Annotated in this window: 22 protein-coding genes and 1 pseudogene; 21 read left to right on the plus strand and 2 right to left on the minus strand. The window is 37.8% G+C overall.

The genetic code is table 11. The annotated features are described in order from the left end of the window. The first annotated feature begins 314 nt into the window (after positions 1-314). From B9O19_RS11700 to B9O19_RS08335, 6 genes are all read left to right on the plus strand, one after another. The gene (locus B9O19_RS11700) at positions 315-4,313 is read left to right on the plus strand and encodes a rhamnogalacturonan lyase family protein (protein ID WP_207655124.1); all 3,999 of its coding nucleotides are present in this window, start codon (positions 315-317) and stop codon (positions 4,311-4,313) included. Between the two features lie 255 nt (positions 4,314-4,568). Continuing rightward, positions 4,569-5,720 (plus strand): hypothetical protein, encoded by a 1,152-nt coding sequence (locus B9O19_RS08315; RefSeq protein WP_102365982.1) that lies wholly within the window; start codon positions 4,569-4,571, stop codon positions 5,718-5,720. A gap of 49 nt (positions 5,721-5,769) precedes the next feature. Beyond that, entirely contained in the window at positions 5,770-6,537 is a 768-nt protein-coding gene (locus tag B9O19_RS08320; RefSeq protein WP_102365983.1) for an ABC transporter ATP-binding protein, read from the plus strand. After that, positions 6,534-7,280, plus strand: a complete 747-nt coding sequence (locus B9O19_RS08325) for an ABC transporter permease (RefSeq protein WP_102365984.1) — start codon at positions 6,534-6,536, stop codon at positions 7,278-7,280. The genes B9O19_RS08320 and B9O19_RS08325 overlap by 4 nt, the downstream gene beginning before the upstream one ends. A gap of 33 nt (positions 7,281-7,313) precedes the next feature. After that, positions 7,314-8,450, plus strand: a complete 1,137-nt coding sequence (locus B9O19_RS08330) for a sensor histidine kinase (protein ID WP_102365985.1) — start codon at positions 7,314-7,316, stop codon at positions 8,448-8,450. 19 nt (positions 8,451-8,469) lie between these two features. After that, positions 8,470-9,156: a response regulator transcription factor gene (locus B9O19_RS08335; RefSeq protein WP_102365986.1), complete on the plus strand. Its 687-nt coding sequence runs from the start codon at positions 8,470-8,472 to the stop codon at positions 9,154-9,156. Positions 9,157-9,160: 4 nt separating this feature from the next. On the opposite strand, the gene B9O19_RS08340 is transcribed toward B9O19_RS08335, so the two are convergent. Together B9O19_RS08340 and nspC are read right to left on the minus strand one after the other, a co-directional pair. Then, positions 9,161-9,850, minus strand: a complete 690-nt coding sequence (locus B9O19_RS08340; protein ID WP_102365987.1) for a 4Fe-4S double cluster binding domain-containing protein — start codon at positions 9,848-9,850, stop codon at positions 9,161-9,163. A 20-nt stretch (positions 9,851-9,870) separates the two neighbouring features. Then, the gene (gene nspC, locus B9O19_RS08345) at positions 9,871-10,995 is read right to left on the minus strand and encodes a carboxynorspermidine decarboxylase (protein WP_102365988.1); all 1,125 of its coding nucleotides are present in this window, start codon (positions 10,993-10,995) and stop codon (positions 9,871-9,873) included. 181 nt (positions 10,996-11,176) lie between these two features. On the opposite strand from nspC, the gene B9O19_RS08350 reads away from it, so the two are divergent. The 15 genes and pseudogenes from B9O19_RS08350 (at position 11,177) to B9O19_RS08420 (ending at position 25,914) form a co-directional block, all read left to right on the plus strand. After that, positions 11,177-11,665 (plus strand): acyl-CoA thioesterase, encoded by a 489-nt coding sequence (locus B9O19_RS08350; RefSeq protein WP_102365989.1) that lies wholly within the window; start codon positions 11,177-11,179, stop codon positions 11,663-11,665. A 39-nt stretch (positions 11,666-11,704) separates the two neighbouring features. Further along, positions 11,705-12,802 (plus strand): acyltransferase, encoded by a 1,098-nt coding sequence (locus B9O19_RS08355; RefSeq protein ID WP_102365990.1) that lies wholly within the window; start codon positions 11,705-11,707, stop codon positions 12,800-12,802. Positions 12,803-12,871: 69 nt separating this feature from the next. Beyond that, positions 12,872-13,429 carry a hypothetical protein gene (locus B9O19_RS08360; RefSeq protein ID WP_102365991.1) on the plus strand — a complete coding sequence of 186 codons (558 nt, stop codon included), beginning with the start codon at positions 12,872-12,874 and terminating at the stop codon, positions 13,427-13,429. A 106-nt stretch (positions 13,430-13,535) separates the two neighbouring features. Beyond that, positions 13,536-13,742 carry a DUF1858 domain-containing protein gene (locus B9O19_RS08365; RefSeq protein ID WP_102365992.1) on the plus strand — a complete coding sequence of 69 codons (207 nt, stop codon included), beginning with the start codon at positions 13,536-13,538 and terminating at the stop codon, positions 13,740-13,742. Positions 13,743-13,856: 114 nt separating this feature from the next. Then, a complete protein-coding gene (locus tag B9O19_RS08370; protein ID WP_102365993.1) occupies positions 13,857-14,372 on the plus strand; it encodes a YceD family protein in 516 nt (171 codons plus the stop codon). Positions 14,373-14,465: 93 nt separating this feature from the next. Continuing rightward, the gene (rpmF, locus tag B9O19_RS08375) at positions 14,466-14,645 is read left to right on the plus strand and encodes a 50S ribosomal protein L32 (protein ID WP_102365994.1); all 180 of its coding nucleotides are present in this window, start codon (positions 14,466-14,468) and stop codon (positions 14,643-14,645) included. 121 nt (positions 14,646-14,766) lie between these two features. Next, positions 14,767-16,089 (plus strand): ribosome biogenesis GTPase Der, encoded by a 1,323-nt coding sequence (gene der / locus B9O19_RS08380; protein ID WP_102365995.1) that lies wholly within the window; start codon positions 14,767-14,769, stop codon positions 16,087-16,089. Between the two features lie 20 nt (positions 16,090-16,109). Then, positions 16,110-16,739: a glycerol-3-phosphate 1-O-acyltransferase PlsY gene (gene plsY, locus B9O19_RS08385; RefSeq protein WP_102365996.1), complete on the plus strand. Its 630-nt coding sequence runs from the start codon at positions 16,110-16,112 to the stop codon at positions 16,737-16,739. A gap of 1 nt (position 16,740) precedes the next feature. Further along, the gene (locus tag B9O19_RS08390) at positions 16,741-17,763 is read left to right on the plus strand and encodes an NAD(P)H-dependent glycerol-3-phosphate dehydrogenase (protein ID WP_102365997.1); all 1,023 of its coding nucleotides are present in this window, start codon (positions 16,741-16,743) and stop codon (positions 17,761-17,763) included. A 1,675-nt stretch (positions 17,764-19,438) separates the two neighbouring features. Further along, on the plus strand, positions 19,439-20,461 hold the full coding sequence (locus tag B9O19_RS08395) for a TRAP transporter substrate-binding protein (protein ID WP_102365998.1): 1,023 nt from the start codon (positions 19,439-19,441) through the stop codon (positions 20,459-20,461). Continuing rightward, positions 20,454-21,008 carry a TRAP transporter small permease gene (locus B9O19_RS08400; protein WP_102365999.1) on the plus strand — a complete coding sequence of 185 codons (555 nt, stop codon included), beginning with the start codon at positions 20,454-20,456 and terminating at the stop codon, positions 21,006-21,008. The genes B9O19_RS08395 and B9O19_RS08400 overlap by 8 nt, the downstream gene beginning before the upstream one ends. 2 nt (positions 21,009-21,010) lie before the next feature. Beyond that, positions 21,011-22,318 carry a TRAP transporter large permease gene (locus B9O19_RS08405; RefSeq protein ID WP_102366000.1) on the plus strand — a complete coding sequence of 436 codons (1,308 nt, stop codon included), beginning with the start codon at positions 21,011-21,013 and terminating at the stop codon, positions 22,316-22,318. An 83-nt stretch (positions 22,319-22,401) separates the two neighbouring features. Further along, positions 22,402-23,462: pseudogene (gene uxuA / locus B9O19_RS08410) on the plus strand (mannonate dehydratase). Between the two features lie 11 nt (positions 23,463-23,473). Then, a complete protein-coding gene (locus tag B9O19_RS08415) occupies positions 23,474-25,084 on the plus strand; it encodes a mannitol dehydrogenase family protein (protein WP_102366001.1) in 1,611 nt (536 codons plus the stop codon). Between the two features lie 146 nt (positions 25,085-25,230). Beyond that, positions 25,231-25,914 carry a GntR family transcriptional regulator gene (locus B9O19_RS08420; protein ID WP_102366002.1) on the plus strand — a complete coding sequence of 228 codons (684 nt, stop codon included), beginning with the start codon at positions 25,231-25,233 and terminating at the stop codon, positions 25,912-25,914. Positions 25,915-26,335: the final 421 nt, after the last annotated feature.

Below are 26,335 nucleotides of genomic sequence, written 5' to 3' on the forward strand. Positions count from 1 at the left end.
GTATTGGAGTACAGTGGAACTTTTGCAGATTAATTATATATTTACAAAAATATAGTTATGAAACAGATTTGAAAAAATATATATTACCTGTCTCATCATTGTATTTATTTTGTGATTTTGTTCTTCTATTAAAAGCTTAAAAAATATTATAAAACAGTAATATTTCAAACAAAATAGCTGTATATGAAACTTGAAATTTGTTTAGTCAAATAAAAAAGCAAAATAACTGTAAATTATGCCGCCTTTTTATAATGAAAATTTATAAAAAGAGTGGTATAATTTGTATATATCTTTTCGATTGGAGGGTTAATTTTATGAAGAAAAAGTTATTTTGCGTTATACTGTCAATCATGATGTTGGCAGGATGTATTCCTGCAATGGCAGTTCAGGATGGTCCTGAATTGAATTCTGAAATACAGCAGAGTTCAGAGCAGCCAAGGCAGATGGAGAAATTAGACAGAGGTGCTTTTGGAGCTACGGCACCGTCAGGCGGAGTTTATTTGAGCTGGAGGCTATTAGGAAGCGAGCCCATGGATACTGTTTTTAACATTTATAAAAACGAGCAAAAATTGGTAGATTTCATTAACAATACCAATTACACTGATCTTGAAGGTTCAGAGACGGATAAGTATACAATAGCGCCTGTAATTAACGGACAGGAAGGCGAGAAATGTGAACCTATAACCATATTGGCAGGTCATGCTGATAAGGGACAGGAATCCGTTCCGTATACATATTTTGATATACCGCTGAATATTCCGTCACCGGCAAGTGATTATGAGATAGTATATGACAGCGGAAAGTCAAACAGTCCTATAGGCGGAGCAAACGATGTGTCGGTTGGTGACGTTGACGGCGACGGCGAGTATGAGATAATTCTGAAGTGGGATCCTAATAATTCAAAGGATAATTCTCAGTCAGGAAAAACAGGCAGAGTATATTTGGATTGCTATGAAATGGATGGAACCCAGCTTTGGAGAATCGATATGGGAGTTAATATCAGAGCCGGAGCACACTATACTCAATTCCAGGTTTATGATTATGACGGAGACGGAAGGGCTGAATTAGCGGTAAAAACAGCGCCCGGAACTATAGACGGAGCAGGTAATTATGTAACACAGGCAGGAACTACAGAGGCAATAAAAAGCGCTGATAATTCGGCGTCTTATGTTAACTCAAGCGGATTTATCATTGACGGACCTGAATATCTGACAATCTTTAACGGTCAGACCGGAGCGGCAATGCAGACGGTTGATTATGACCCGGGAAGAGGAGATACCACTACTTGGGGAAAGACCAGTGACAAGACAAACAGAGTAGACAGATTTTTGGCATGCACAGCTTATCTTGACGGAGTACATCCGAGTCTTGTAACTGCCCGCGGATATTATGGAAAAGCTATTGTAGTGGCATATGACTGGGACGGAAAGAACTTAAATAAGCGCTGGAGATGTGACAGCACGGTCTCAGGTTACGGCAGTCTTGCGGGACAGGGTAACCATAATGTTTCCGTAGCGGATTTGGACGGCGACGGCTGTGATGAGATAGTATACGGCAGCGCTGCTATAGATAATGACGGAACTGTGGCTCATTCAACAGGATGGGGACATGGAGATGCTATTCACGTTTCAGACTTTAACAATGACGGCAAACAGGAAATTTTCGGAGTTTTAGAAGAAAAACCTAACTGGGGAACCGGATTTAGAGATGCGGCAGGAAAAGAGACATGGCATTTTAAAGCGAGCGGTGATGACGGAAGAGGAGTAATGGATTATTTCAGTCCTAAATATGGAGTTCTTGCTTGGGATGCAGCTTTTGGTGTACGTACTATTGGCGGCGAATTAATCAGCAAAACAACTTTGCATGATGGTTCATATCCTAACTTTCCGATTTATTGGGACGGGGATTTGTACCGTGAGCATTTTAACGGCGACAGAATAAGTAAGTGGAATGACGATACCCTATCGTTTGGCAGACTCTGGACTATTTATACTAATAATTCTGTAAAGTTTATTAACAGCACGAAGACTAATCCAAATCTGCAGGCAGATTTGTTTGGTGACTGGAGAGAGGAAATAATACTAAGGCATTCTGACAATTCAGCTTTGCGTGTGTTTGCTTCTATCAGTCCGACCGACTATAAGTTTACAACATTTATGCACGACAGCCAATACCGCAGTGCTATAGCTTGGCAGAATACCGCGTATAATCAGCCTCCGCATCAAAGTTATTACATAGGATATGACAAAGATGTTTCAGAATATGTTCAGCCTAATTTATACTATGCGCCGCTTCCTGAGAGTGTAGTGACCGTGAAAGATAGCAGCGGAAATCTGCTTTCAGGCGCCAGTGTTAAAATAGACAGTCAGATTATGACAACTGATGAAAATGGAATGGTATCTGCAAGACTGCTTCCGGGAACCCATAATTATGAGGTAGAACTAGATAGGTATATATTGAGTAAAGGGGCATTTGAAGTGCCTGAAAACAGCGGAGCTGCGCTTGAAGTAGTTCTTGAAGCTAAGCAGTATATATACGACAGCAGTAATGACGAAACAGGTTCAAAATTTGTATATGACGGAAGTGAAGGAGCAGCTTTAACTTTCTCAAGTTCAAAAGAGTGGCAGTTTACACAAGACAGCTCTGATGGAGGCAGAAGCTTCAAAGCTGATTTTGAAACGGCATACGGCGGCAATGCTGAACTGGAATTTGCATTTGGAACAGGCGGTACTAAAGACGCCGGAGGTGCATGGAATTGGACAGGAAGAGCTTATACTTATGAGATTAAGCTATTGGATTCAACAGAAAAAACAGTTTTGGCAATAGGTCAGGAATATTCGGAATCAGGGGCAAATGAGGCCTATTATTATTCAGGAACAGGAGCAAAAACAAATATTTCATCAGGAACAGTCTTTGGCTCGCCCAATATAACCAAGAGAAGCTCTTCGAACTGGAGAATTAAAATTTCCCTTGATTTAACAAATGGAACAGCTAAATTGATATTGAGCGACGATTCCGGTGAAAATGGATATATTATTGAAAATATATCCATTGATTCTGCAGACTTTAGTTCTCTTGAGATAGGTTCGATTGCTTCTAGCAATGTAACCTGGTCGCCGAAGGTAAAAGATGTATTGTATTGGGCGGATTCTGTAACTCCGCCGTCACCGCCGCCGACACTTGACCCAACAAAACCAACACCTACAGCTAAACCAACAGCTGAACCCACTGCTACACCATTACCGACAGACGCTCCTATAATTGGACAAAGCTGGGATTTTGACAATCTAAAGGCAGGGGATATTTATGGAAATAGTGATGATAATAATACTATCTCAAATAATAACGGAAAATCAATAAATATAGATTTCGGAACATCGGCTGCTGACGGCGCTGTGCCGCCTGCAATAACCCAAAGAGCTGAAGGAAATAACTATATTCAGTTTACTGATAAAGGCGCCGGTCAGGACGGCTGGTCATATTTGCCGGAAACTGTTTTAGACGGAGATAAGATAATATTTGAAGAAGATTTCATGAGCGGAGACACAGCTAAGGATACACCGCTGTTTAGAATATTTGATTCAAATAATGCCAACCCGGATAATACATATACTACTGCTAAAGACGGCAGAGTGTTTGAAGTGATGACAGTGGAAGGCGGAACGCTGAAGTTAAATGATTATTTCTCTATGGGCGCTTCCGCTACAAAGCCTAAGGATACTCAGATTTCCGGATTTAGTTTCAGTCCTAATAAATGGTATAGCTTAAAACTTGAATATACAAAGAGCGATAATAAAGTAAAGGTTTATACTAAAGAAGCTGACAGTTCTGACTATACATTGAGAGGAACGGTTACGCTTGGCTCCGGTACTAAAAAAATTGATGAGGTTCCGCAGCTTTTGCCTACAAAAGTTCAATGTTCTACTCGTGGTTCTTCTGCAAACAGCTTAGGTATTGATAATATTACCGTGGGTGTCCAGGGGGGCTCGGAGGTTCCTGAAGTAACTCCTACAGTTCAGCCGGCTTCTGAATTTATGTATACTTTGAATTCGATAGCGGAAGCTGAAAATGGCATAAATATAAATCTAACAAAAAATAAAGAAGGAATCGGATCGAACGTAATAATTGCAGCGGCGTATGACAGGGAGACAGGGGCTTTGACCGCTGTTGAAACCAGTGATATAACAATGAATGTTGGAGATTCATCCAATATATTCGTACCATTAGCCGTATCGGAAACCAATGAAATTAAGGTGTTTGTTTGGAACTCAACAGACGGAATAGAACCTCTTTCAAAAAGTATAAGTAAATAGTTAATTCCCCCGGGAACTGATATACCTCTCTATAAGTGTCTAACTTTTGGCGGATAATATCAAATTTTTCCCGGGGGAGTGTTTTTAATGTATCAATTAATAAAAACTTTATTTTAGTTTATAAATATTTTATAATTGCTTTATTTGTTTTCAATTTTTGGGATTTATACTCTTAACATAGATTGAGACATATGTTAAATCTAAACTCAAAACTCAAAACAAAAAATCTATCAATTATGAAAGCGAGGCAAATGTATGAAAAAGACAAGAAACAGAATCATCCGAGCTGCGGCGTGCATAGGCGTTGGAGTTGCAGTCCTGGGAATGGCGGTATTTGCTAATTTTGACAACGCCAATGGATATGGCGTGGTTAAAGAAGCTGCAAAAAATACCTTTTTCTCTTCTGACAATGTTACTGCGGATATAAACGTTTCAGCTGATTTGGAAGGCTCAAATCTTTTTGGCGGAAAAGCGCTGATAAAAAAAGATGCCGGCGGGGATGTAAAAATGCAGACTTCGTCACAATCGTATGATGAAACCGGAACACTGGTGGATACTGACAATTTAATGACTATTCAAGACGGTTACAGATTATCATCATACACTTATAATACCGATGAAGGTCCGGAGACTCACAAAACAAAGTACAAAATGAGTGACAGGGATATTTCTGAAGAGTTGTTTACGAATACAGAAGTTTTGGATAAACAGATTGGCTTCCTTGAAACTTTGGCGGATACTTTAATAGGCGACATAAAAAATAATATAGTTCTCACTGATTCAAATGACGGAAACAGAACTTATACAATTAACATGACAGGGGAACAGCTTCCTAAATATATGACAGCAGCATTTTCATTATTTAACGCGTCATTGAGAGCAAACTATGAAAATTCTAATGAAATCTTCGATGAAGAAAACGTTAATATCCAGACAATGTCTGAAATGTTCCTGAACAAAAATGAGCCGTACGTGAATACAATAAGCGGCAGCGTATCCATTGATAATGCCGGAAGAATCTCCGCATTTAACGGTAAAGTTGTTTTGACAGGTTATGACAACTCAGGAGCTCAGAAGAATTTAAATATGAGTTTAGACGCTGCATTTAAAGATTATGGAACAACCAGCATTGAGAGAGTGAACGCTGATGAATATGAGGATATGTCTGTAAGCGTAACAACTAAGTATGCAGTGGAAGAAGACGGTTCAGGTCATATGACTATAACAGAAAGTGATGAAGATGTTGAAGGCGATATAAACGGTTCAGTCAATCTTCAAGCAAATAATAAAGACGGTACTTTTTCGACTTATACTGTAAGCAGCGATGGAAAACTTAGAGATGAAAACGGAAATGTTGTTACCGTAGTGAATAATGAAAGCTCAGAAGCGGTTAATGACGCGGCATAAGAAAAACGGTGCGTGTATAACAATTTAAGAATCAGAAAGGCAGTTAAATATGGATAATAAGAATAATACTGTTCTATCAGTTCATAGCTTAAAAAAATTATTCAGAAACGGCCGCGGAGTAAACAATATCACCCTCAATGTTAATGAGGGTGATATTGTAGGTTTGCTGGGTCCTAACGGTTCGGGAAAAACAACGGCTATGAAATCAATAATAGGCATGAATAGGATTGACGAAGGTGAAATACAGATTTTTGGATATGATATAGATGATGATTTCGAATCTGCAATGGAGAGTGTTGGATGCTTGATAGAAACTCCGGCACTTTATGACAGAATGAGCGCTTATCAGAATTTAAAAGCTGCGGCTAGGTTTTATAAATATCCTGATAAAAGAACAGAAACAGAGGCTATAAATAATGCATTGTCATTAGTAGGTCTTGATAAATACTCTAAGGATAAAGCCGGAAGCTTCTCGCTGGGAATGCGTCAAAGGCTTGGGATAGCTTTGGCTCTTTTGCCGCGTCCTAGACTTGTAATACTTGATGAACCTACTAACGGGCTGGATATTGAAGGAGTTGTTCATATCCGCAGTGTTATTAAAGAAATGTCTGAAAAAAATAAAACAACCTTTTTAATATCCGGACATGTTGCGTCAGAACTTGAAAAACTATGCGACAAGGTAGCAGTTATATATGACGGCAGACTGCTGGCTATGAACAGTATGGAGGAAGTTCTTGAAAATTTCCCTTCGTTGGAAGATTATTTTCTTTCTATAGTAGGCAACGCTAAGGATACTGAAAGGAGGCGTGTAATATGAGTGGATTGCTGGCTAATTACAGGAATGAATGCGCTAAGCTGATGAGCAGTAAAAAATACATAGTTTTTATAATAATAGAAATTTTGATTTGCGCTGTAGCGGTATTTTCAAAACTGATAGTGACGTCTATTTCAAAGGGAACTTGGACCATGAATAATATAAGTTCTCCTATTTCGCTCATGACGTTGTTCGTTCAGGCTATAGTTCCATTTATTATAATGCTTGCTTCGTGCGACCTGTTTGCGGGAGAATTTCAGGACAAGACTATACGCGCGGTGTTTATGCGCCCCACAGCAAGATATAAGGTTTTTGTAGGAAAGGTTTTGGCAGTTATTACTATAGCTGCTGTAAATATGGCGGTAGTTCTGATATCTTCAAGCATATTTGATATTATTGTTTCAGGAAGCGTAGTGAATTTAGGATATGCAGTATGGGCATATATTTTGGATATGGTGCCTTTGGCAGTTTTGGCGCTTATGACAATTATGATAAATCAGCTTGTAAAAAACTCGACATTTGCGATGTTTTTGGCTATAATAGTATATATAGGCCTGAATGTGCTGGGAATTTATTTTTCAAATCTAAGCGGATTAGTATTTACCGGATATATGCAGTGGCATAAACTGTGGTTAGGCGCCGGACTGCCAATATCAGCATTATTCAGCAAAATTTTGCTTATGCTGGGTTACGGATTAACCTTTACTGCTGTAGGTTATTATTTGTTTAGGTTTAAGGAATGCTGATAAGATAAACCGCTGGATTACGGAGGCGGATATATGTCAATTAAAAAGAAACTTATGTTATCATCGATTGTAATGCTGGTATTGCCGATTTTCATTATGGTGCTCATATCAGCATTTATTTTCGTACTTGTTTTAAGTTATGTACCAAGTATATCTATTCAAATTAACGGTATTACTCCCAGCCTTAATAATCCTATGATTTTTAGATTGCTGCTGGTTTGGCTTTTTATATTGATTGTAGTTGTTCTTGCTTGTTGTATAGGAGTAACGGCATATCTGTCAAAAAGTATAATAGCGCCGCTTAAAAAAATGTCCGGCGCTATGGAACATTTGACGGAAGGCGACCTCAGCTATGAGTTTACATGTTCAGGTGACCGTGAAATTAAAGAAGTCTATGATTCGATTGAAAACTTAAGAGTCAGGCTGAAAAAATCTGTAGATGAAGAAATAAAGCGAGAGACAGAACACAGAATGCTTATAGCCAACATCTCGCATGACTTAAAAACTCCTATTACCTCAATAAAAGGATATGTTGAGGGGATAAAGGATGGAGTAGCCGATACGCCGGAAATGTTGGAGCGTTATCTTAACACGATACAGACTAAGGCTAATACCCTTGAGGCTATGGTAAATAATCTTTCGGAGTATTCTAAGTTGGATTTAGACAGTGCGCCGTACGATATACAGGTTTGGGATATAAGAGGTTTTGTGCGTTCAGTGCTGGAGGAATTCTCAATTGATTTATCAAGAGCCGGTATAGAGCTTGATATTGGTGAAAATTTAAGCGGCTGTGAAGAAATATATGTAAGGTTTGACTGTGAAAAATTAAACAGGGTGCTTTCCAATATAATAAGCAATTCTATAAAATACAGAAAGCCTGATATTCCCGGAAAACTAAGTGTTGAGTTAATAGAAAATGACGGTTGGGTAATTTTGAGTTTTTCAGACAATGGAATTGGGATAAGTAAGCAGGAAGAAAAGAAAGTGTTTGAGACGTTTTTTAGAGCTGACCCGGCAAGAAATTTAAACGTTTCAGGTAATGGTCTCGGTCTTTCTATAGCTTGCAGAATAATAAAAGAACACGGCGGAAAGATATGGATGCGTTCCGGAGGCGATAAGAATGGAGTAACTGTTTATATAAGACTGAAAAAGTATATTTTGGAAGATTAAGACAAAAGGATTGGTTTATATGAAAATATTAATAATTGAGGATGATAAAAGTATTGCTGAACTTGAGATGGATTATTTGTCAGCCAACGGATTTGAATGTGAGTTGGCAAATGATGGAGAATCCGGGCTTAAAAAGGCCTTGGATAATGATTATGACCTTGTGATAATCGACGTTATGCTTCCTCGGCGCGACGGTTTTTCAGTGTGCGGTGAACTTAGAAAGGTTAAAGATGTTCCAGTAATATTTTTATCTGCCAGAAGTGAAGATATAGACAAAATACGAGGGCTCGGGCTAGGCGCTGATGATTATATAGCTAAACCTTTCTCTCCTTCAGAAATGGTTGCCAGAGTTAAAACCCATATTTCAAGATACAAGACCCTCAGAAGCGGCTCTGACGCTGTGAAGCCGGAGATAATAGAAATCAGAGGGCTTAAAGTAGATAAAGGGTCAAGACGGGTGTTCAGTGACGGCAAAGAAGTAATAATGACCGTAAAAGAATATGATTTGCTTTTATTTCTTCTTGAAAATCCAAATATAGTTTTTAACAAAGAGGTGCTTTTTGACCGCGTTTGGGGTCTGGAAGCATTCGGAGACGCTTCAACGGTTACTGTTCATATACAAAGAATAAGAGACAAAATTGAGAAGAACTCTGAAAATAAGTACATTGAAACCGTTTGGGGCGCAGGATATAGGTTCAGAGCTTAGCATATTATTCTGTGGATTTGGAAAATCCTTTAGGGCATACCCTCATACATATACCGCACACAACTCCGCGGCCTATATTTTGGTATGCTTTTTTCATATGCTGGCTGCACGCTAGAGCGTCAATGATTTTTTCTCTCGGTTCCCCGGGATTCCACGTTTCACCTGTGATAGCCATTGCGGGGCAGGCTTTTACGCAAAGCGTACAGCTTCCGCATTGGCATTCTAAAATATTTGTATTAAAATCAAATTCATCGCAGTCGGTCAAAATTGTTCCGAGCCGAACTCTGGGTCCGTTGATATTTGAAATAAACAGACCGCTCTTGCCGATATAGCCTAAACCTGCTTTTACAGCCGCATATTTATGCGAAAATATTCCTTTAAGTCCATTGACGGACTGAGAGGCAGGGACAGGAACATACTTATATCCGGCTTTTTGAAGTATCAGACCGGTTTTTAAAGAGTTATTGTCAATCAATGTGTTTACTGACCTGTAGTGGTGGAAATATGTATGCGTGGGTTTATCGTTTATCTGCTCCACTACTGCGTCAGACAGCGGTATTGTATATGATATGGCATATTTTAAATTAAAATCGTTTGTGCCAAAATCATCGTTGTCTAGGCGGCAGAATCCCACTTGTCCGGCGCCGTTGTTTATTAAAAAATCAATTATTTTTTCTTGAATATTTTCTTTCATAACAATTTCCTATCTTAAATTTATAGTCTTGACTTAAAGTCCTGATACCCAAATGTTTTGATAAGTTCCGTATCTCCGTTTTGATGTCTCAGAACTATGCTGGGCAGGTTTATACCGTTAAAAGTGTTATTTTTAACAGTGGTGTAAATAGCCATATCGCAAAAGGTGATTTTATCACCGGGTTTTAAAGGTTCTTTAAAGGAGTAGTCGCCGATAATATCACCGGCCAGACAGGTTGGACCGGCCAAACGGTAAGTGTATGGATATTCCCCGGGATTTCCGGCGTCAATAACGTTGGGGCGATAAGGCATTTCTAAAACGTCCGGCATATGGCATGCTGCCGAAGTATCCAATATTGCGATATCAATTTCATTATTTATTATATCCATAACGCTTGATGTCAAATATCCGGCATTGAGAGCAACTGCTTCTCCGGGTTCCAAATAGACGGCGACACCATATTTGTCAGAAAAATAATTTATAGATTTGCACAGAAGTTCTATATCATAATCTTCCCTTGTGATATGATGACCTCCGCCCATGTTTATCCATTTCATATTTTTTATATACTTTCCGAATTTTTCATCTACTTTTTGAACGGTCCTCCATAAAACGTCAGAATTCTGCTCGCACATAGTGTGAAAGTGAAGTCCGCTTATTCCGTCGAGGTTGCTGTGTTCAAAGTTTCTTAAAGTGACTCCCATTCTGGAGCCTTTAAAGCATGGATTATATATGTCAGTTTCAATTTCAGAATATTCAGGATTTATTCTTATACCGCATTCAATTCCTGTTCCTGACACAATATTTTTATATTTATTCCACTGGGAAAATGAGTTGAAAACTATGTGGTCACAGATTTTTATTATTTCAGAAAAATCTTCATCGCTGTAAGCCGGAGCGTAAATATGAGTTTCTGTGCCCGGCATTTCTTCGTGGCCCAGTTTAGCTTCAAACAGAGAACTTGCTGTGGTACCGGCAAGATATTTTCCTATAAGCGGATACAATGAATACATTGAAAACGCTTTTTGTGCAAGCAGAATTTTTGCTCCGGTTTTGTCTGAAACACTTTTTAAAATCTCTAAATTTTTTATAATTAAATTTTCATCAATTAAATAATATGGTGTTTTTATATCGCTTTGCTTCATTTGATTACCTCATTAATTTATTTCTAATTAATATATCATAAAGAGCAGAATTTATCAATATTTCTATGAAATTTGCCGATATGAATTGTTAACAATAATATTACAGACGTTGATATATTGAATTGAAAATGGTATACTATCTAAAGTGAATTGTTCTGTAATTCAAGAGGAGATGAAAAAAATGGCAGAACCTGTAGTTAAAAATAGAAAAGTTTCGTATTCATATACTGAACAAGTGCAAATGGTTACGTCTCCTGACTTAAACGGATACGGAAGATTGTTCGGCGGAAGGCTGATGGAGTGGATAGATGTTGTGGCCGGAATTGTTGCCAGGAGACACAGCGGATGCAAGGTAACCACGGCTATGGTTGACACTCTCTGTTTCAGAGCGCCGGCATATCCGAACGATACCTTGGTGCTTGCGGGAAAAGTAACCCATGTGGGACGGACTTCAATGGAAGTGTGCGTCCGCACTATGGTAGAAGATTTGAACGGCATGAAGAGAACCATTAATAAAGCTTATTTGGTTTTGGTAGCCCTTGACGATGATGACAGACCGACTGAAGTTCCTGGACTTATACTTGAAACTGACGAGGATAAAATGGAGTGGGAACTCGCTAAAAAACGCGGTGAGCTCAGGAGCGAAAGGCGCAGAATAAACGCTAACTAGTTAAAATAATATATCTGTTTAACAGGTGGTGAATAAGAGATGGGACGGCAAATTGCACGGCGGACAGCGAAACCGGAACTTTCGCATATGAATATTTTTTGTGCGTTTCTTGTTATATTTATTCATTGTGCTTCAGTCATAATTGGTGAGACTACCAGTTTGGATACTGCTTTTAATGCTGTCTTTATACCTTGGAGATTCAGCACTTTTGTTGTGCCTGCATTTATTTTTCTGAGCGGTGTGAAGCTGTTCTTGACAGATAAAAAAATTGATTATGTTAAATTCTACAAGGGCCGTATAACAAGAGTGATTTTACCTTATCTTTTGTGGGTGTTTATATTCTATATTTTTTTTGTAAACCACCATTATTTTGAATTTTCGTGGGACGGGCTGTTTCATGCGTGGTGGCGCGGAGATTTAGTGGGTCACTTTTATTTTGTTATTATAATAGTTCAGTTTTATATATTAATGCCTTTATGGGTCTATGCGTTAAGGCGTGTCACTCCGGCTGTCGGGATAGCTTTTTCGGTTTTAATCTCGGTAGTTTTGGGATATAATTTATCGAATATACTATACATAATCTTGCCGAATCATGTGTTTCAGTTCTCTGATGTTATTTTTACAAAATATTTGTTATACTGGGTATGCGGATGCTATGTTGGAATGAATTATCAAAAGTTTAAAGAGATTATACTGAACCGAAAAATTTTAATTACAGCGCTATTCTTATTTTCAGGATTCCTGGATATTTATTTGGCGTATGCTACATATAATACGGCTGTACCATGGATGGAAGAAGTACATATTCTCTATTGTGCATCGGCAATACTTTTTTTCTTTATGTTGTTCTGCTGGATATGTGACAAAAGAAAACAGCTTGCCCGGTTCACAAAGGCTTTGGATTCCCAGTGTTATAACATTTATCTATCGCATTGCCTGATAATTTTATGGCTGAATGATTATCTTTTGACAGAAATAAAAATGAGCAATGTAGTGCAAAGATTTTGGACTATAGCCCTATCAGCCTATCTTGGTTCATTTATTTTCTGGATGCTTTGGTGGGTAATAAAGACGGGAGCTATAACTATATTCAGGTTTATCAAAACAAGGTTAGCCGGAATAAAAAGTGCGGTGTAAAAACTTGTCAATTATGCGGCGATGTGTTATAATGAACAATATCATCATGAAAGGTGAATGGTGCAAAATATGAAATTTGGCAAAAATATAAAAAATATGATTGTTTTTGGTGCGGTAGTTATAATGCTGGCAAGCGTTTTAAGCAGCTGCGGAAACGGTGATACATCTTCAAAAAAGAGTGTTGATTCATCAGGATCTTCGCAAAACAGCAGTTCAGGCAGTTTGGTAGGGGACAAGTATATAAACTATATCAATTCATTTACTGACGAGGTAGGCGCCTTCGTGAACGGAGATATGGATAAGGTTCTAAACGGTGTAGGAAGCTTATCGCAGGATAACTACGCAGAGTGGAAAGCCTTATATGAAAAGGGTCTTGACAGCACTGAACATTGGTACAGTGAAGTGGGAGCGGCAGCTATGCTTTGCGGTGAAGATCAGAAAGAAGCTCATGATGAACTGACAAAAACTGTCGGAACGATATATAAGATTTTTGAAGGTCTTAAATCCAGAGTGGAAGCAGCGGATAACGGCGATTTTTCACAGCTTACGTCTATGGCTGAAGAATACAAGGAAGCTGATAAAATAGCTCATACAATTTGGGAACATGCTGTGGACGCTGTTAAATGATTAATGTAGTAAATACTGGAATAGCTGAAAAGTTTGTAAAATACTCTTGATTTTTATTGAAAATAGGGTATAATAGAGCTACAGATTTTGAAAGGAGTTAATATTTATGGCAAATCAGGTTACCAAAGATACTATTATTATAGATGTTTTAAAGATGGATCCGGGAACAGCGGATTTCTTTATTCAAATTGGAATGCACTGTTTGGGCTGTCCTTCTTCAAGCGGTGAGAGCATTGAGCAGGCATGCATGGTTCACGGTGTAGATTGTGACGAGTTGGTTGGCAAGATTAACAGTTACTTGGCTTCAAAATAGCGTGAATTTAAATATTTTTTAAGAAATTTGTAAAAAGATATTGACAAACAGGCCGTGATTAGATATAATAATCGCTGTCTGTTTGTGTTTTCTTTAGGGATTTAGGTGATATAAATGGATATTAATATAGCTCCGATTAAGAATTATGAAGGTAAAGAGATACCTATTAACTGCGAAGTAAATATTGCGGGAATGCCCGGTGATGATTTTAAGATACTGGAGCCCGTAAAAATTTTGGGAGTAATTCGTAATTTTGGAGGAACTTTTGAACTCGAAGCAAAAGGCACGGCAAAGCTTCAGTTTGTCTGTGACAGATGTGCGGAAGAGTTCTCAAGCGAGATGAATTTTAATATATCTGAAAGATTCAAAGAAATTGAAAGATTTTCCGACTCTGAGGATGAAGAAAATCAAAATTCGGATATAAATTACTTATCAGGAGATATAATTTCGCTGGACGAGTATGTTTATTCAAATATGGTTCTTAACGTTCCGATAAAGCATTTGTGCCGAGAGGACTGCAAAGGATTATGTTTCAAGTGCGGAACTAATCTTAATAACGGCAGCTGTTCATGCGATACAAGGGAAGTTGACCCTAGGTTTGATATACTCAACAGTTTGGACATAGATTAGTTAATAAGTAGAAAATGCAGCGTTTCTTTAAGTAACACTGTTTCGAGGATTTCCTCATAAATATTTGATGAATTGGAAAGAGGTGTGGCATAAATGGCAGTTCCAAAGAGAAAGACGTCAAAGGCTAGAAGAGATAAGAGAAGAGCAAACTGGAAGCTTTCTGTACCAGGTATGGTAGAGTGTCCTCAGTGTGGAGCACTCAAGCTGTCTCATAGGGTTTGTAAGGCCTGCGGGACTTATAAGGGAAAAGAAGTTATTTCGGTTGGCGAATAATTTTGGCTTGATTAACACCGTGTGCTCGGCGCACGGTGTTTTTTGTTGAAAATAAATTCTTGATGAATGGAAATTATTGTGGTATACTACAATATAGAATTAGGCTTTGAGGAGGCAGAATATGAAACCTGTTGTAGCTGTTGTAGGACGTCCGAATGTGGGAAAGTCCACTTTTTTTAATAAGGTCGCTGGAAGACGTATTTCAATAATTGAGGATACGCCCGGTGTTACCAGAGATAGAATATATGTTGACGCTGAATGGTGCGGCAGGGATTTCACCCTTATAGATACGGGCGGAATTGAACCCGGAAGCGATGACGTAATACTGGAGCAGATGAAGGCTCAGGCTGAGCTCGCTATAGATATGGCTGATGTTATTGTGTTTATGGTAAACGTCAAAGACGGCATGACCGCTGCTGATAAAGACGTTGCGGCTATGCTTCAGAAATGCGGCACGCCTGTTATATTGGTGGCTAATAAGGTGGACAACCCCGGTGATCCGCCAATGGAAATATACGAGTTTTATAACCTTGGTATTGGAGACCCCTGGCCGGTTTCATCCGTTCATGGTTTGGGCGTCGGAGATTTGTTAGATGAGATAGTTCAGTATTTTCCGGAGGATAACGAGAACAGCGACGAGTCGGATGTTATACATGTTGCTATTGTCGGTAAACCAAATGCCGGAAAATCCTCTTTGGTGAATCAGATACTCGGTGAGAACAGAGTTATAGTAAGCGATATAGCCGGAACCACTAGAGACGCAATAGACACGTTTTATGAACGGGACGGAAAAAAATATATGTTGATTGATACCGCCGGTATGAGAAAACGCGGCCGTATAAATGAGAATGTTGAAAGATACAGTGTGAGCCGTTCCCTTAATGCAATCGACAGAGCGGATGTTTGTCTTATAATGATAGACGCAGCGGAAGGGATAACCGAACAGGACACTAAGATTGCCGGGTATGTTCATGAAGCCGGAAAGGCAAGTATAGTTGTTGTAAATAAATGGGATTTGGTTGAGAAAGAAACAAATACCATGAAAAACTTTAAGATAAAAGTAAAAGAAGGCTTTAATTTTATGATGTACGCCCCGTCTGTGTTTATTTCGGCAGTTACAGGTCAGAGGGTGGACAGCCTTTTTGAGATGATGGATAAAGTTGTCGAGCAGAATACAAAACGTATATCAACAGGTATTTTAAATGATGTTTTGGGCGAGGCTGTCTCAGCGGTTCAGCCGCCGAGCGATAAGGGAAAGAGGCTGAAAATATACTATACGACGCAGGCAGATATAAAACCGCCCACGTTTGTATTATTTGTCAATGACGCAAAGCTTGCCCACTATTCTTATGTCAGATATATAGAAAACCAGTTCAGAGCGAGGTTCGGATTTGAGGGCACTCCAATCAAGTTTATAATAAGAGAAAAAGGCAAGAAGAAATAGAAAACTAAGGAGAGAGTAAAATGGAAATATTGTGGCTGATAGCAATTGGGGTAATTGCTTATCTTATAGGAAGCGTAAGCAGCGCTATAATAGTCGGACGTATTTTTGGCGGTGAAGATATAAGAACAAAAGGCAGCGGAAACGCAGGGGCTACTAATGCGCTGAGAACATATGGCAAAAAGGCGGCGGCAATTGTGACGGTCTGCGACTGTCTAAAGGCAGTTGCCGCGATTCTGATTGCAATGTTAATTTCAAATATGACTGGGATTGACAGTGTATATGGAAACACACCGGTTTATGTTGCAGGCGTTTGCGCTGTTTTGGGGCATAACTTCCCTATATATTTTGGATTTCATGGCGGCAAGGGTATTTTGGTTTCTATGGTTGCGATGCTGTTTGCTAATTGGTGGATAGGATTAATAGTTTTGGTTTTCGCTTTAATAGTTATGGCGGTTTCCAAATATGTGTCTCTCGGAAGTATTTTAGGTTCAGTTCTGTTAGTTATTTTGTCTTTAATTTTCGGAGGCGGAGATATTGCGTATATACTATTCTGTGTGATTTTGGCTGTGCTTGCTGTTTTTATGCACAGGGCAAATATAAAGCGCTTGATAAACGGTACTGAAAATAAGCTGGGAAGCAAGAAAGGATGAGATTATGGCGAATATCAGTGTGATAGGAAGCGGCGGCTGGGGAAGCGCCGTTGCTATAATGTTGGCGAAAAATGGTCACAGAGTTACCTTGTGGTCTTACTTAAAAGAGGAAAGCGAAGATTTAAAAAAGTATAGAGAAAATAAGCCGTTTTTGCCGGGAGTTAAATTCCCGGACGGCGTAAGGTTTACTTCTGAATTATCAGAGTGCTGTCAAGATGCGGATGTTATTGTAACGGCAACTCCGTCGCATGCTATAAGAACAACCGCAAAGAATATGTCGGGATTTATAAAAGACGGGCAGATAATTGTTAATATTTCCAAAGGTTTGGAAGAGGGGACGCACTCAACACTTTCAAAAGTAATAAAAGAAGAAATTCCAAACTGTGAAGTTGTTGTTATGTCGGGACCGAGCCACGCTGAGGAAGTTTCAAGAGATATACCTACTACAAATGTTGTGGCTTGTGAAAATTGCGAAACCGCAAAAATTATACAGGATATTTTTATGAATCCAAACTTTAGGGTTTATACCAACACGGATGTGCTGGGCGTAGAGCTTGGCGGCTCTTTGAAGAATGTAATAGCTTTATGTGCCGGTATTGTTGACGGTATGGGGCTTGGAGACAACACGAAAGCCGCTTTAATGACCAGGGGTTTGGTTGAAATGTCTCGTTTGGGTGTGGCTCTCGGAGCAAAGCACGAGACTTTTAATGGATTATCAGGTGTGGGCGATTTGATAGTGACTTGCACAAGTATGCATTCCAGGAACCGACGCGCCGGAATTTTGATAGGTCAGGGAAAAACTCCAGAGCAGGCGCGCGATGAGGTAAAAATGGTAGTTGAGGGAATAAAGACTTGCCGTGCGGCCAAAGAGCTTGCTGATTCAGCCGGTGTTGAGATGCCGATAGTTAACGAGGCTTATAAGGTACTGTTTGAGGGAATGGCTCCCGGCATGGCGCTCAAAAATCTTATGGGACGTGATAAGAAGCATGAGACAGAAATGGACTTTTTAGGTACTGTAAAATAAAAGTTTTATAATAAAGTATAAAAAACCTTTTGCGTTATGGCAGCAGCCAGTGCAAAAGGTTTTTTTATTATTCTAATAATTTATCCGTTATATCCCGGGAGATTATATAGTTTCAATTTTTATTGATTAAAAAGTACACGATAACATATAAGGTTTTATTATTTGTATTGAACAGATATAAATAGTTTTAAGTAATATAATGAGTTTAATTTTGAGTTCAATATCTGGAATAAAGATAAATAATATTACTTTAACATCCGAAATTAAAATTGTAAATAACAAAAAAGGTTTTAGCGCCCGGGTCTGGCGGGCGCAACTGGGCTAGGCTATACAAAGTAACAATATAAAACAACAAGACCGTAATGTTGTGAAATTATATTAATGATAATATTATTTTAACGTAGTGTAAAAATCGGAAAATATTTTCTTGATAACTTAAACCCATTTAATATCTATACATTTTATTCGATTGTTGCCTAACCCAGTTGCGCCCGCCAGACCCGGGCGCTAAAACCTTTTTTGTTATTTGCGATTTAAATTGTTTATAGAGATTGCTGAATCAACAGCTGAAAAGATATACATAATAGTCTATAAAGAGTGCTGAATTGATAACTTTATAAAAATGTATATAGTAGTTTAAAAAGAGTGTTGAATCGACAGGTGTAAAAATTACATTTAATAGTTAAAAGTGCTTGAATCGACAACTGTATAAAAATATACGTAGTAGTTTAAAAAGAGTGCTGTATCGACAAGTGCAAAATTTATACTTAATAGTTTAGAAAGGTTGCTGAATCCATATTTATAATAGTTATTTTTTTAAAAAGAGGCTGAAATTGAAATAAAAATATTTATATTGATTTATTGCGGATTCTGAAGGTTTGTTAATATAAGGTTTTTACTTATTTGCTATTTCCGTACTTATAAGAGAATTTTATATTGGTTATTTTTATCCTAAAAGCAGAGCGTTAAAGTCTTTTTACATAAGTCTGATTATTTTCATAATGTTAATCCTTAATATTTATTTATCTGATAAGTTAGTTTAATTGGTTAACAATGCAATTTAAAAATGTTATTGTTTATTTTAAATCACTATTACGTTATATTAATTTTTTACTTTTATAATTATTAAATTTTATATTAAAGGTTAACGCGTTAATCTAGTTTTTTGGCAATAATAATTATTTAGTAAATTTTCTGCTAATTTATTATTGTAAATCTAAAAGTCTTAAAAAAAGTTAAAAATTTTATTTCAGGGATTAGTTAAAAATATGATGAGGTTAAATGCCAACAGTATCTGTTTGAAGCTATAGATTCAATTATTAAACTATTTTATCACATGCTTATAAAATATAATTATTTGGAAATAATATGATAAGTATTTTTGGATATATGGAAAAGATTAAAATGTAAAGTTATAAAATGGGAATTGCTAAATCTTAACAATAGAGATGTATGTAAAATACAAAACAGTGTGTCTTAAAGGCTAATAAAAATTTTTTATACCGAGCCATATTTAAAACGCTTGTGGTAATTATAGCTAAAAAGAGGAAAACAGATTTGTTGACTTTTACCTGTTGACATATGTGTGTTAAGGTAGTAGAATAACATTGTAAGAAACTTGTATACTAGAATGCAAAGTATACAACTATACTAAATTTGTAAGGGGAGAAAGATTATGAAAAAGTTAAAACGCTTGACGGCTTTAATGCTAAGTTTTGCTTTAATTGCGGCAGCGGCTTTCGTCGTATCGGGCTGCTCCGGCTCCGCATTTTCAGGCAAGCGGATAGTTCGAATTTCACATTCACAGTCAGAGACGCATCCTGATCATATTGGGCTTCTCGCATTTGAAGAATATGTTGAGTCAAGACTTGGTGACAAGTACGATATTCAAATATTCCCCAATGAGATTTTGGGAGCGTCGGTTAAGGCTATTGAACTGGTTCAGACAGGAGCTATTGATTACTGCGTGGCCAGCACAGGAAATCTTGAAACCTTTGACGATATTTACCAAATATTCAGTATCCCATATCTCTTCAACAGTGAAGAGCATTATCACAGCATAATGGAAAACGATGAGATGATGAAAGGAATTTTTACATCCACTGACGCGTCAGGATTTGAAGCGGTGACATGGCTTGACGCAGGAGTCAGAAACTTTTACGCCACTACCCCTATAAGAACGCCGGATGATTTAAAGGGTAAAAAGATAAGAGTTCAGCAAAGCCCGACAAACGTTAAGATGATGGAAGCTTTTGGCGCCTCGGCAACTCCTATGTCATTTGGGGAAGTATATACGGCAATACAGCAGAACGTTATAAACGGAGCAGAAAATAATGAGCTTGCGCTTACTAATAATAAGCACGGTGAGGTGGCAAAGTATTACAGCTATAACGAACATCAGATGGTGCCGGATATGCTTATCGCAAACCTAAAGTTTTTGCAGGATTTGCCGCCTGAGGAAAGACAGGTATTTGATGAAGCGGCTGAGGTGTGCAACAGAGCTGAGCGTGAGAGCTGGAGTGACGCTGTGGAAGAAGCAAAAGATATTGCCAAAGGAATGGGCGTTGAATTTTTAGAAGTAGATGTTACTGCTTTCAGAGAAAAAGTTCTTCCTCTGCATAAAGAAATATTAAATGAAAATCCAAAGCTTCGTCCTATTTATGATGCTATACAAAAGGAGGCGGGCAGTAATGATTAAACTTAAAAATATTCTGACTAAGATTCTTGAGGTTATATGCGTCATAATGTTTGCGTTTATAACAATTGTAGGAACATATCAAATCGTAACAAGATATGTATTTAATGCACCCAGTACCGTTTCAGAAGAGCTTTTAACGTATTCATTTACCTGGCTGGCGCTGCTGGCCGCCGCTCTCGTATTCGCAAAAAGAGAACATATGAGAATGGGTTTTCTAGCTGATAAGTTTTCGGGAAACGCCCTAAGATGGATATATATTTTTTCAGAGCTTTTAGTTATATTGTTTGCGGCGCTTATCATGATTTACGGCGGAACAAGCATAACAAAGCTGACAATGACTCAGGTTACAGCCTCGCTTGGAATACCAATGTCCATGATTTATGTTATAGTTCCGATATGCGGAATTTTTGTAATATTGTTTGGAGTAATAAATATATATGAACTTCTCCGCGCTAAGGAGGTTAAACCTCTGAGTGCAAAAAAGGAGACAGTTATCAGCAATAAAAGCGCTGTCGTACAAAAAGCAATAGTAAAGGGGGATAAGTAATTATGTCAATAGCAGCAATTTCAGGTTTAATAGTGGGCGTAGTTTTAATTGTCCTGCTGCTTGCAGGAGTACCGATTTCAATCTCTATTGGTATTTCATCTATACTTGCTATCCTTCCGATAATGGATTTCAACGCGGCAGTTTTGACAGGCGCGCAAAGATTGTTTTCGGGAATATCAGTATTTACCTTGATAGCGATACCGTTCTTTATTCTAGCGGGAAATATAATGAATAAGGGCGGAATTGCGACGAGACTGATAAATTTTGCATTACTGCTTACCGGCAGGGTTCCGGGAGCTCTGGCACATACAAACGCAGTAGCTAATATGATGTTTGGAGCGATTTCGGGTTCGGGCGTCGCTTCTGCTTCGGCAATGGGTTCAATTATAGGTCCTATTGAGGAAGAGGAAGGCTATGATGTTGAGTATTCGGCAACGGCAAATATTGCAACGGCGCCGACCGGACTGCTAATTCCTCCGAGTAACGTATTAATTACTTATTCCTTGGTAAGCGGAGGAACTTCTGTTGCGGCCTTGTTTATGGGCGGATATATCCCGGGCATATTGTGGGGGCTTGCTTGTATGGTGGTGGCTTTCTTTATTGCCAGAAAAAAGGGATATAGAAGCAATCGCCGCGTTAAAGCTAAAGACGCTGTGAAGATAGTTATGGACGCTATACCAAGTTTGCTTTTGATAGTTATCGTTATAGGCGGAATCATTGCCGGTATATTTACGGCTACCGAAGGTTCTGTAGTTGCGGTGGTGTATAGTTTGATTCTGTCGTTTTGTTACAGAACAATAAAGATAAAAGATTTATATAAAATATTTAAAGACAGTGCAGAGACAACCGGTATCATTGTTTTTCTGATAGGCGTTTCAAGTATAATGGCGTGGATTTTAGCGTTTACAGGTATTCCTGCGGCGATTTCAAACGCTTTGCTTGGAATAAGCAATAATAAAATTGTTATTTTGCTTATAATCAACGTTATACTTTTAGTTGTCGGAACATTTATGGATATTACACCGGCAATATTGATATTTACGCCAATATTCCTACCGGTAGTTACCAGTGATTTGATAGGAATGACGGCAATACAGTTCGGAATTATGCTGGTATTTAACTTATGTATAGGAACAATAACACCTCCTGTAGGTAACATTTTGTTTGTTGGAGTTAGGGTGGCAAAAACATCTATTGAGAGGGTTATAAAACCGCTCCTCCCATATTATGGGGTTATTATATTGGTACTTCTGCTTGTTACCTTTGTTCCGGCAATCTCAATGTTTTTACCGAGACTTATGGGATTTTAAATTTATATAAATTTAACTTTCGCATTGTTTGCCCCGTGCATTGCGAATAAAATAAATTGATGGGGCAGATAGGAGAATAAAATATGAAAATGACACTGAGATGGTTTGGCGAGGGCAATGACAGCGTTGAACTCTGGAAGATAAGACAGATTCCCGGAGTAACAGGGGTAATAACAACTTTATATAATATTCCTGTTGGGGAAGCCTGGACGTATGAAGATATAATGGAAATGAAAAATAAAGTTGAAGCTTCGGGGTTAAAAGTAGAAGGAATAGAGAGCGTTAATATTCATGACTCAATAAAAATCGGTCTGCCGGACAGAGACAAATATATTGAGAACTATATAACAACGCTTGAGAATTTGGCAAAGGCTGATATAAAGCTGGTGTGCTACAATTTTATGCCTGTCTTTGACTGGACCCGTTCAGAGCTTGCAAAAAAGCGTGACGATGGTTCAACTGTACTTTCATATGACCAGGATAAAATAGATGAAATAAACCCGGACGAGATGTTTAAGCAGATAGATTCTAACAGTCAGGGATTTGTAATGCCGGGCTGGGAGCCTGAGAGACTGGCACATGTAAAAGAGCTGTTTGAAGCTTATAAGGATGTAGGAGAACAAAATCTGTTTGACAATCTTGTATATTTTCTAAAAAAATACAGCCGGTTTGCGAAAAACATGGTATAATGATGGCAATACATCCCGACGACCCTGCATGGCCTGTGTTTAATCTTCCGAGGATAATAAATAATAAGGAAAATATTTTAAAACTTTTAAATGCGGTAGACAGTAAGTTTAACGGTTTAACTTTATGTACAGGGTCTCTAGGTTCTAACCCTGATAATGATATATGTGACATTATCAAGGCGACAAAGGGCAGAGTGCATTTTGCTCATATAAGAAACCTGCGTCATCATTCTCCGGGGAAATTTGAGGAGGCGGCACATCTTTCGAGAGATGGTTCTATGGATATGTATAAAATAATGAAGACGCTATATGAAACCGGTTTTGACGGTCCTATACGCCCTGACCATGGAAGAATGATTTGGGGCGAGGTTGCGATGCCGGGATATGGTCTATACGACAGAGCTTTGGGAGCGACATACCTGAACGGACTTCTGGAAGCTATTGAAAAAGAGTAGGGGGAAACACTATGAAATTGTCAAGACGCTCAATTGTTCAGAATAAAAGTGAGTGGGAAAAGCTGGGTTATACTTTGCCTGAGTATAATATAGACGAAATGATTAAGAAAACTTCAGAAAATCCAATATGGGTTCATTTTGGAGCCGGAAATATTTTCAGAGCATTTCCGGCGGCGGTTTGCCAGAAACTTTTAAACAAGGGCATAATGGACAGAGGTATAATTGTAGCTGAAGGTTATGATTATGAGATTATAGATAAGAGTTTTAAAGATTTTGATAATCTGACTATTTCTGTAACGCTTAATACTGACGGTACTGTTTCAAAAGAAGTTATAGCCAGCGTAGCGGAGGCTTTAACTTTTGATTTTGATAACGAGACTGATACAGAGCGGCTTAAAGAAATCTTTTCTTCAAAGAGTTTGGAAATGGCGTCGTTCACTATAACAGAAAAGGGTTATAATTTAAAAGACACTAAGGGCGAATTTTATGACGGAGTAAAAGCCGATTTCGAAAAAGGACCTGAAAACGCTAAGACGTATATGGGCCGCCTGGCCGCACTTCTTTATCATAGATATAAGAATGGTGCAAGACCGATAACCCTGGTGAGTATGGATAACTGTTCCCATAATGGAATAAAACTTAAAGAAGCAGTTTATGAGTTTGCTAAGAGTTGGGTTAACAATCTTTTAGCAGACGGCGAATTTTTGCCGTATATACAATATAGTGTTTCATATCCATGCAGCATGATAGATAAAATAACGCCAAGACCGTCTGATGAGGTTTTAAAGATTTTAGAAGCTGACGGAATAGAAAATGCTGCGCCTGTTGAAACAAAAAAGCATACTTTTGTCGCTCCGTTTGTAAATGCTGAGAAGTATCAGTATTTGGTTATTGAAGACAGCTTTGCAGGGGGAAAACCTCCTCTTAATGAAGGCGGAATAATTTATACAAGCGCTGAGACAGTTGATAAAGCTGAAAAAATGAAAGTTTGCACATGTCTTAATCCTCTTCATACTTGTCTTGCAATATACGGCTGTCTTTTAGGTTATAATAAAATTAGTGACGAGATGAAAGACGATAATCTTGTTAAACTGATAAAAAAGATAGGATATGATGAAGGACTGCCGGTAGTAGTTGACCCGGGTATAATTTCACCTAAAGAGTTTATTGACGAGACAATAAATGAAAGGCTTCCGAACCCCTTTATTCCTGACGCACCGCAAAGAATAGCCTGCGATACTTCACAAAAATTGCCGATAAGATTCGGGGAAACTATAAAGGCGTATGAAAAGCTTGATAAAATAAAAGAGCTTAAATTTATCCCACTGGTATTGGCCGGATGGTGCAGATATTTAATGGGTATAGACGACAGCGGCAATGTTTTTGAGCCAAGCCCGGACCCTATGCTTGATTATGCCGGAGGAATTGTGAAAGACATTGAGTTTGGCTGTACTGACTTAGACAGTATTCATAATAAAATAGAAAAGCTTTTAAAAGATAAAAAGATTTTCGGAGTAGATTTATATGAGGTGGGATTAGGTCAGCTGGTAGAAAAGTATTTTTCGGAATTAAACGCCGGGCCCGGTGCTGTAAAAAATACTCTGATTAAATATTTAGGATAAGATTAAGCCGGAAGTTTTTCTTCCGGCTTATATATATGTAATTATCCTATTAAAAAGTTTTCATTTATTGACATAAAAATTTTTATGTGTTAGAATTGCTATGGAAATTTATTAATAAATAGGCGTTTTGTCTGGAGGTATCACTAATGACTGTCACGCCAAAGAAAAATGAAAAAGAAACAAACAGAGAATACGCATTGCGTGTTCTCGAGGAAAATATAATCTCTTTGGAACTTGCACCGGGGGATAAAATTAGTGAGACTGAAATAGCCAAGGAACTGAATTTAAGCCGTACTCCAATCAGGGAAGCTTTTATAGAATTGGAAGGGGTTAATATTTTAGAAATAAGACCTCAGATAGGGACGTTTATTTCTCTTATTGACCTTGATTTGGTTGAGGAGGCTCGGTTTCTTAGATTAATACTGGAAAAAGAAATTTCGAGAATATTGTGTGAAATCGAAGATTCTTTTATGTTGATGCCAATGGAGGAACAGCTTTTTAAACAGAGGCTTTGTTTGGAGCACAATAAAAGACGTGAGTTTTATGGTCTTGATAATGAGTTTCACAAAACGCTTGCGGCTATAGCAAATAGGAGCAGAAGTTATGAGCTGATACATAATATTCAAATACATTTTGACAGGATTAGAAAATTGAATTTAAAACGTGAGAGATGTCAGGGAATTTATCAGCAGCATAAAAGTATCGCAGATGCAATAAAAGAGCACGACGCTGAAAAAGCGGCAAATATAATAACAAATCATTTGTCGAATTATGAAACCGATCTTGAAAAACTTAAAAAGATTCATCCTGAGTATATAAAAGAAGATTAGTAATATAAATAGATATATTAATTTGTATTAGTTTTGAAAAAACAGAATTTATGATATGCACCCCAAAAGTCAGATACTTTTGGGGTGCATATCATATTGCAGGATTATTATGATAATATAATTTCTAGACTTATTTATAAACTAACGTATTAAACGTTTTTAATAGGACACGTCAAATTTATAAGAGATGTATGAATATCATCATACCAATAGTATATTTAAAATAGAGTAATCTTTTATAATGTTAGTTTGGAACAAAATATTTGTAATTAATAGTTTCATTATTTGTGAGGTATATGATTATTTTGATGACAAAACTACGTTTTATAAAAAACGTGTTTCATTGTTAATAGTAAGTTTACAGAATCGTAGAGTAATTTTTAATAGTATTTTAAATAAAACTTTTGACAATCTGATTCAT

The sequence above is a fragment of the Monoglobus pectinilyticus genome (genome assembly GCF_002874775.1).
Lineage (GTDB): Bacteria > Bacillota > Clostridia > Monoglobales > Monoglobaceae > Monoglobus > Monoglobus pectinilyticus.

Excerpts from the sequence above, each read along its gene's own strand:
- B9O19_RS08350 (WP_102365989.1), top strand. The coding sequence starts at position 11,177 with ATGGCAGAACCTGTAGTTAAAAATAGAAAAGTTTCGTATTCATATACT.
- plsY (WP_102365996.1), top strand. The coding sequence starts at position 16,110 with ATGGAAATATTGTGGCTGATAGCAATTGGGGTAATTGCTTATCTTATA.
- B9O19_RS11700 (WP_207655124.1), top strand. The coding sequence starts at position 315 with ATGAAGAAAAAGTTATTTTGCGTTATACTGTCAATCATGATGTTGGCA.
- nspC (WP_102365988.1), bottom strand. The coding sequence starts at position 10,995 with ATGAAGCAAAGCGATATAAAAACACCATATTATTTAATTGATGAAAAT.
- B9O19_RS08415 (WP_102366001.1), top strand. The coding sequence starts at position 23,474 with ATGAAATTGTCAAGACGCTCAATTGTTCAGAATAAAAGTGAGTGGGAA.
- B9O19_RS08355 (WP_102365990.1), top strand. The coding sequence starts at position 11,705 with ATGGGACGGCAAATTGCACGGCGGACAGCGAAACCGGAACTTTCGCAT.
- B9O19_RS08400 (WP_102365999.1), top strand. The coding sequence starts at position 20,454 with ATGATTAAACTTAAAAATATTCTGACTAAGATTCTTGAGGTTATATGC.
- B9O19_RS08315 (WP_102365982.1), top strand. The coding sequence starts at position 4,569 with ATGAAAAAGACAAGAAACAGAATCATCCGAGCTGCGGCGTGCATAGGC.
- B9O19_RS08360 (WP_102365991.1), top strand. The coding sequence starts at position 12,872 with ATGAAATTTGGCAAAAATATAAAAAATATGATTGTTTTTGGTGCGGTA.
- B9O19_RS08370 (WP_102365993.1), top strand. The coding sequence starts at position 13,857 with ATGGATATTAATATAGCTCCGATTAAGAATTATGAAGGTAAAGAGATA.
- rpmF (WP_102365994.1), top strand. The coding sequence starts at position 14,466 with ATGGCAGTTCCAAAGAGAAAGACGTCAAAGGCTAGAAGAGATAAGAGA.
- B9O19_RS08420 (WP_102366002.1), top strand. The coding sequence starts at position 25,231 with ATGACTGTCACGCCAAAGAAAAATGAAAAAGAAACAAACAGAGAATAC.
- B9O19_RS08340 (WP_102365987.1), bottom strand. The coding sequence starts at position 9,850 with ATGAAAGAAAATATTCAAGAAAAAATAATTGATTTTTTAATAAACAAC.
- B9O19_RS08320 (WP_102365983.1), top strand. The coding sequence starts at position 5,770 with ATGGATAATAAGAATAATACTGTTCTATCAGTTCATAGCTTAAAAAAA.
- B9O19_RS08405 (WP_102366000.1), top strand. The coding sequence starts at position 21,011 with ATGTCAATAGCAGCAATTTCAGGTTTAATAGTGGGCGTAGTTTTAATT.
- der (WP_102365995.1), top strand. The coding sequence starts at position 14,767 with ATGAAACCTGTTGTAGCTGTTGTAGGACGTCCGAATGTGGGAAAGTCC.
- B9O19_RS08395 (WP_102365998.1), top strand. The coding sequence starts at position 19,439 with ATGAAAAAGTTAAAACGCTTGACGGCTTTAATGCTAAGTTTTGCTTTA.
- B9O19_RS08365 (WP_102365992.1), top strand. The coding sequence starts at position 13,536 with ATGGCAAATCAGGTTACCAAAGATACTATTATTATAGATGTTTTAAAG.
- B9O19_RS08335 (WP_102365986.1), top strand. The coding sequence starts at position 8,470 with ATGAAAATATTAATAATTGAGGATGATAAAAGTATTGCTGAACTTGAG.
- B9O19_RS08330 (WP_102365985.1), top strand. The coding sequence starts at position 7,314 with ATGTCAATTAAAAAGAAACTTATGTTATCATCGATTGTAATGCTGGTA.
- B9O19_RS08325 (WP_102365984.1), top strand. The coding sequence starts at position 6,534 with ATGAGTGGATTGCTGGCTAATTACAGGAATGAATGCGCTAAGCTGATG.